The organism is Planococcus sp. A6 (assembly GCF_028823615.1).
Classification (GTDB): domain Bacteria; phylum Bacillota; class Bacilli; order Bacillales_A; family Planococcaceae; genus Planococcus.
In genome coordinates this window covers 1-1371 of record NZ_JAPEHT010000249.1, presented here as the reverse complement: position 1 = coordinate 1371, position 1371 = coordinate 1, and the positions used below count along the sequence as shown (strand labels likewise).

Annotated in this window: 2 protein-coding genes; both read right to left on the bottom strand. The window is 54.8% G+C overall.

The window, feature by feature from the left end:
* Positions 1–11: 11 nt before the first annotated feature.
* Complete coding sequence (locus ON064_RS18250; protein WP_274625875.1) at positions 12–794, bottom strand: putative hydro-lyase; 783 nt, start codon at positions 792–794, stop codon at positions 12–14.
* Between the two features lie 14 nt (positions 795–808).
* Positions 809–1371: divalent metal cation transporter (locus tag ON064_RS18245; RefSeq protein WP_274625874.1), on the bottom strand; the 563-nt coding region annotated here is incomplete at its 5' end.

The following is a 1371-nucleotide window of genomic DNA, read 5'->3' as shown; positions in this document are numbered from 1 at the left end:
TTTTTAATTTGTCAGAACACGCTGAAGTCTTCTGATTTCAAATCAGTGATGAACATATGCCCTGGAGCATGGGTGATCATCAAGGATGGTTTGCTTTCCATGGCGACGGCTTGGGGTGTCACGCCGCATGCCCAGAAGACCGGCACTTCCCCGGGCTTGATTTCCACCGCGTCGCCGAAATCGGGCTTCGCGATATCTTGGATGCCGATCGATTCGGGGTTGCCGATATGGACGGGAGCGCCGTGGACATTCGGGAAGCGGCTTGTCACTTGCACGGCGCGGACGATGTCTTGTTCTTTGATCGGGCGCATGCTGACGACGGTTGGGCCTTGGAAGCGGCCGGCTGGGACAGTGGGCATTGATGTCTTGTACATCGGAACATTGCAGCCTTGTTGCTGATGGCGCATCGGGATGCCGTTTTGCGTCAGCGCTTCTTCGAATGTAAAGCTGCAGCCAAGCAGGAACGCGACCATATCGTCGGTCCATAATGAACGGATATCCGATGTTTCTTCTGTCAATACGCCGTCCCGGTAGACACGGTATTTGGGGATGTCGGTGCGCAAATCGGCTGTCGGCGCAGAAAGGGCCGGAACGAACGAACCGGGTTCTGTGACATCGATGACCGGACAGGATTTCGGATTGCGCTGGCAGAATAGCAGGAACTCAAACGCCATGTCTTTCGGCAAAATGGCCAGATTCGTTTGGATGAATCCAGGGGTAAAGCCGGCAGTCGGTGCTTGGAATTCGCCTTTTCGGATGGCGCTGCGCAGCTCTTCTGGAGATGTGAATTGCATGATTCAATCACTCCTTATTTAAATAATTGCGGGATGCCGTTCAACAGCGTATAGCCGCCCATCCAAGACATCGCGATGACGATGACGACACCGAAGATCGTCATCCACAGCGGGTGTTTGTAGTCGCCGACGATTTTCTTTTTGTGTGCGGCAATAAGCATGACGCCGAGTGCAATCGGCAAGATCAAGCCGTTCAACGAGCCGACAAGCACGAGGATCAAGACCGGGCGCCCGATGGAAATGAAGACGATGGTCGAGATGACGATAAAGCCGATGGTCAAGTAGCGGTGATATTTTTCGAGCACCGGACTGAACGAACGGATGAACGAAACAGATGTGTAAGCAGCGCCGACGACCGAAGTGACAGCAGCTGCCCACATGACGACGCCGAAGATTTTATAGCCGACATTGCCGGCGGCGAGCTGGAACACTGACGCTGGCGGATTGGACGGATCGAGCGCAAGCCCCTGCGAGACGACACCGAGTACGGCGAGGAACAGGATGACGCGCATGATCGAAGCGACACCGATCGCATAGATGGAGCTACGTGTCACTTGCGGCAAATGCCTTTTGCCGG